The sequence below is a fragment of the Romboutsia sp. 13368 genome (genome assembly GCF_018336475.1).
GTDB lineage: Bacteria > Bacillota > Clostridia > Peptostreptococcales > Peptostreptococcaceae > Romboutsia.
Genome location: NZ_CP048741.1, coordinates 1551533 through 1556460, shown reverse-complemented (window position 1 = coordinate 1556460; position 4928 = coordinate 1551533). Strand labels below are relative to the sequence as shown.

The following is a 4928-nucleotide window of genomic DNA, read 5'->3' as shown; positions in this document are numbered from 1 at the left end:
TTATTATTAATATTTATTTTGTATTTAAAATRTAGTTAATTATGTATAAGAGAATTAATTAATATTTTATGTTATAAATAAATAATTATATGTATATAATTCTAATAAAAAATAGAGGGGGTAAGTTATGTCACATATAACTGCTAAAAATGCTTATAAAAGCTTAGAAGAAAGAATAAATAAATTCCCACAAGGAGCTCCTCCATCGAAAACTTTATATCAAATTTTAAGTATACTATTTACAGAAGAAGAAGCACGATTAGTAGCTAAACTTCCTATAAAAGCCTTTAGATTAAAAACAGCAGCGAATATTTGGAATATGAGCCAAAGTGAAGCATATAAAGTATTAGATAATTTAGCTAAGAAAGCAATAATATTAGATATAGAAGATGATAAGGGGAAAAAATACATATTACCGCCTCCAATGGCTGGATTTTTTGAATTTTCAATGATGAGAACTAGACAAGATATAGATCAAAAACTTTTAGCAGAGCTTTATTATCAATATATAAATGAAGAAGAAGACTTTATAAAAGAGCTATTTTATTCAACAGAAACTAAGCTTGGTAGAATATACGTACAAGAAGAAGTATTAACTAATGATAATGAAGTTACAATTTTAGATTATGAAAGAGCAACTCATATTATAGAAGAATCAAAACATATTGGTATAAGTATGTGCTATTGTAGACATAGAATGAGCCATGTTGGAAAAGGCTGTGACGCACCTATGGATATATGCATGACATTTAACAATGTAGCAAATTCTTTAATAAAAAATAACTTTGCAAGAAGAGTAGATGCATCTGAATGTAAAGAACTTTTACATCAAGCATATGAACACAACTTAGTTCAATGTGGAGAGAATGTAAGAACTGGAGTAACATTTATATGTAACTGTTGTGGATGTTGTTGTGAGGCTTTAGTTGCAGCTAAAAAATTTGGTAGTATGAATCCTGTTCAAACTACAAGTTTTATACCAGAGATAAATCAAGATTCTTGCGTAAATTGTGGAAAATGTATAAAGGTATGTCCTATAGATGCTATAAGTAAGAAAGTTGAAAATGGTAAAGAAATTATAGAAATTGATGAAGATAGATGCTTAGGATGTGGAGTATGTGTTAGAAATTGTCCTAAAAAATGTATCACACTTAGAAAGCGTAAGGAAAAAATAATAACACCTGCAAATTCAGTTCATAGGGCAGTTTTAATGGCTATTGAAAAAGGCCAGTTACAAAATCTTATATTTGATAATGAAGCTTTAAGTAGCCATAGAGCTATGGGAGCAATTTTATCAGCTATATTAAAATTAGAACCAGCTAAAAGAGCTTTAGCTAATGAACAATTAAAATCTACTTACTTAGATAAATTATTGAGTATGAAAAAGCCTGAAATAAAAAAATCAAAGTAATTTATAAAATATGTTATTATAAAAATATGAATATAGGTTAGGTGGGAGAATGTTTATGGATAAGTATGTAGCTTGGGTGAATGAAACAAAAATACAAAATACAATAAAAGCATTAGAAAATAATAATATGAAAGGCTATCTTGTAAATAATAAAGATGAGCTTATAAAAATAATAGATGCTATTACAACTGAAGGGGATACAGTTAGTTGTGGAGGCTCAATGACATTATTTGAAACAGGGGTTATAGACCATTTAAGAAGTGGAAGATTTAACTTTTTAGATAGATATGAAGGCAATTTAAGTAAAGATGATTTAAAAGAATTATATAGAAAAACTTTTAGTGCAGATGCATTCTTTACAAGTACTAATGCAATAACTGAAAATGGTGAATTATACAATGTAGATGGAAATGGAAATAGAGTTGCAGCTATGCTTTATGGTCCTGATAAAGTTATAGTAGTTACTGGAGTTAACAAGATAGTAAAAGATATAAATGAAGCTGTTGAACGTAATAAAAGTATGTGTGCACCAGCTAATGCTAAAAGATTAGACACTAATACACCATGTAAGATAAAAGGACACTGCATGGATTGCAATAGTTCAGACAGAATATGTTGTGAATACACAGTTATAAAAAGACAAAGAACTGCAGATAGAATTCATGTAATATTTTTAAATGAAAGTTTTGGTTATTAATAAAATAAAGGATATACTAAAATAAAGGTATATCCTTTTATAGATAGTATATATATCTTAAAGGTTAATTTTTAAAGGAGGATTCATGAGAAAAGCAAAATTTATATATAATCCAAACTCAGGTGAAAAATCCATAGTGAATAATTTAGATTTTATAATAAATATATATCAAATGTATAACATCACACTTATACCATATAGAATAAATAAAAATGAGTGTATAGATAAAGCCTTTTTAGATATAGATGATACATATGACCATTTATTATTAGCAGGTGGAGATGGAACTATAGACATTATTATAAATACAATGAAACGCTTAAATATAGATTTACCAGTAGGAATACTTCCTGTTGGAACTGCTAATGATTTTGCACATTCTTTAGGTTTATCATTTGATATAAAGCAAGGTTTAGAAAATATTATAAATTATAAACCAAAAGCTTTTGATATAGGTAAAATCAATGATAAATATTTTATAAATGTTGCAAGTTGTGGAATGTTTACAGATGTATCACAAAAGATAAACCCAGATTTTAAAAATTATATGGGAAAGGTAGCATATTATATAACAGGAATAGAACAAGCACTTCATTTAAGAGCTTTTAATATAAAAGTAAAATCTGAAGAAGTAGAGTATAAAGGTAATATGTACCTTATGTTAGTTTTTAATGGTAAAACAGCAGGTAACTTAAATTTAGCGTATAAAGCTGAGTTAGATGATGGATATTTAGACGTAATTATTTTTAAAGATATGCCAATTCCTAAGTCTATACCTATATTTATAAATGTATTAAGAGGAGAGCACCTAGAAAAATCAAATGAAGATGATATATTATATTTTAAAACAAAAGAAATACATATTGAATGTATGGATGAATTAGTAACTGATATTGATGGAGAAAAAGGTCCAGATTTTCCACTTAATATAAAATGTATAGAAGGTGGAATAAAAATACTTGGAGTAAAATAACAAATAAAAAAGTCTGCTAATTTTGGAGTAAAATAACAAATAAAAAAGTCTGCTAAATTAGCAGACTTTTTTTATTTATTTTCCAGGTTTAAAAGAGCTCTTTAATGGAACAACTCTATTAAACACTAACTTATCATCAGTAGTATATTTTGTATCTACAGAGAAGAATCCATTTCTTACAAATTGGAACTTATCTAATGGTTTTGCATCCTTTATTTGAGTAGGCTCAGCAAATCCTTGTAATATTTCCATAGAACTTGGATTTATTTGTTCTAAGAAGTGCTTTCCTTCATTTTCAGGAGCATCATCAAGTATTAATGGTTCGTATAATCTAAATTCACAAGGAACAGCAGTATTTGCTTCTACCCARTGTATTGTAGATTTTACTTTACGTCCTGTAAATCCTGAACCACTCTTAGTTTCTGGGTCATAAGTACAATGTACTTCAACTACATTTCCGTTTTCATCTTTTATAACATCTGTACATTTAACAAAATATGCACCTTTTAAACGAACTTCATTTCCAGGGAATAATCTGAAGTATTTTTTTACTGGTTCTTCCATGAAGTCTTCTTGTTCAATGTATAATTCTCTTCCGAATGGAACTAATCTAGTACCTTGAGATTCATCTTTTGCATTGTTTTCAAGTTCTATCATTTCAGTTTGACCTTCAGGATAGTTAGTTATAACTAATTTTAATGGATTAACAACACCCATAACAAGTGGAGCTTTTTGTTGTAAGTCTTCTCTTACGAAGAAGTCAAGCATTTGACTATCAACTTTAGAGTCAGCTTTAGATACACCTATTTCAGCACAGAATTTACGTATAGCATCAGGAGTGTATCCTCTACGTCTAAGACCTGATATAGTCGGCATACGAGGATCATCCCATCCATCAGTAACACCTTCATCAACAAGTTGCTTTAACTTTCTCTTACTCATAACAGTATTTGTAAGGTTAAGTCTAGCAAACTCTATTTGTCTTGGAGTAGATTCCATTTCACATTCTCTAACAACCCAATCGTATAGTGGTCTTTGGTCTTCGAATTCTAAAGTACATATAGAGTGAGTTATTCCTTCTATAGCATCTTCTAGTGGATGAGCGAATGCATACATTGGATATATACACCATTTATCACCAGTATTGTGGTGAGTAGAGTGTGCTATTCTGTATATTACAGGGTCTCTAAAGTTTATGTTAGGAGAAGACATATCTATCTTAGCTCTAAGAACTTTTTCTCCATCTTTAAATTCTCCGTTTTTCATTTTTTCAAATAATTCTAAGTTTTCTTCAACAGATCTATTTCTGTAAGGACTTTCTTTACCTGGTTCTGTTAAAGTACCACGATATTCTCTCATTTCTTCAAATGTTAAGTCACATACATAAGCTTTTCCTTTTTTTATTAAAAGAACTGCTCTGTTGTACATCTCTTCAAAGTAATCAGATGCAAAGTATAAGTTGTTCCAGTCAAATCCTAACCACTTAACATCTTCTTTTATAGAGTTTACGTATTCTACGTCTTCTTTTAAAGGATTTGTATCATCAAATCTTAAATTAACTTTTCCTTTAAAGTCTTTTGCAAGTCCGAAGTTTAAGCATATACTTTTTGCATGTCCTATATGTAAATAACCATTTGGCTCAGGTGGAAAACGAGTTATAATGCTATCATGTTTTCCAGTTTCTAAATCATTTATAATAATGTTTTTTATAAAGTTAGATGAATTAGTTTCATTTGACATTATATAATACCTCTCAATTAATTAAATTTCTATAAATAGTATGTAAAGATACTATAATACATATTATTCATTTTAATCTAATATTAAAAAAAANTAAAGATGTAATT

The 4928-nt window shown here is 28.4% G+C and carries 4 protein-coding genes; 3 read left to right on the top strand and 1 reads right to left on the bottom strand.

The features are described 5' to 3' along the window. The first annotated feature begins 127 nt into the window (after positions 1–127). From G3997_RS06270 to G3997_RS06260, 3 genes are all read left to right on the top strand, one after another. Positions 128–1411 (top strand): 4Fe-4S dicluster domain-containing protein, encoded by a 1284-nt coding sequence (locus G3997_RS06270; protein ID WP_296644550.1) that lies wholly within the window; start codon positions 128–130, stop codon positions 1409–1411. 55 nt (positions 1412–1466) lie between these two features. Next, positions 1467–2108 carry a lactate utilization protein gene (locus tag G3997_RS06265; RefSeq protein ID WP_296644544.1) on the top strand — a complete coding sequence of 214 codons (642 nt, stop codon included), beginning with the start codon at positions 1467–1469 and terminating at the stop codon, positions 2106–2108. Between the two features lie 85 nt (positions 2109–2193). Next, positions 2194–3081 (top strand): YegS/Rv2252/BmrU family lipid kinase, encoded by an 888-nt coding sequence (locus G3997_RS06260; protein WP_296644538.1) that lies wholly within the window; start codon positions 2194–2196, stop codon positions 3079–3081. 75 nt (positions 3082–3156) lie between these two features. On the opposite strand, the gene G3997_RS06255 is transcribed toward G3997_RS06260, so the two are convergent. Further along, a complete protein-coding gene (locus tag G3997_RS06255) occupies positions 3157–4821 on the bottom strand; it encodes a glutamine--tRNA ligase/YqeY domain fusion protein (RefSeq protein WP_296644535.1) in 1665 nt (554 codons plus the stop codon). Positions 4822–4928: the final 107 nt, after the last annotated feature.

What these genes read in the sequence shown, in the direction of transcription:
- G3997_RS06260 (WP_296644538.1), top strand. Translation starts at nt 2,194, where the DNA reads ATGAGAAAAGCAAAATTTATATATAATCCAAACTCAGGTGAAAAATCC.
- G3997_RS06270 (WP_296644550.1), top strand. Translation starts at nt 128, where the DNA reads ATGTCACATATAACTGCTAAAAATGCTTATAAAAGCTTAGAAGAAAGA.
- G3997_RS06265 (WP_296644544.1), top strand. Translation starts at nt 1,467, where the DNA reads ATGGATAAGTATGTAGCTTGGGTGAATGAAACAAAAATACAAAATACA.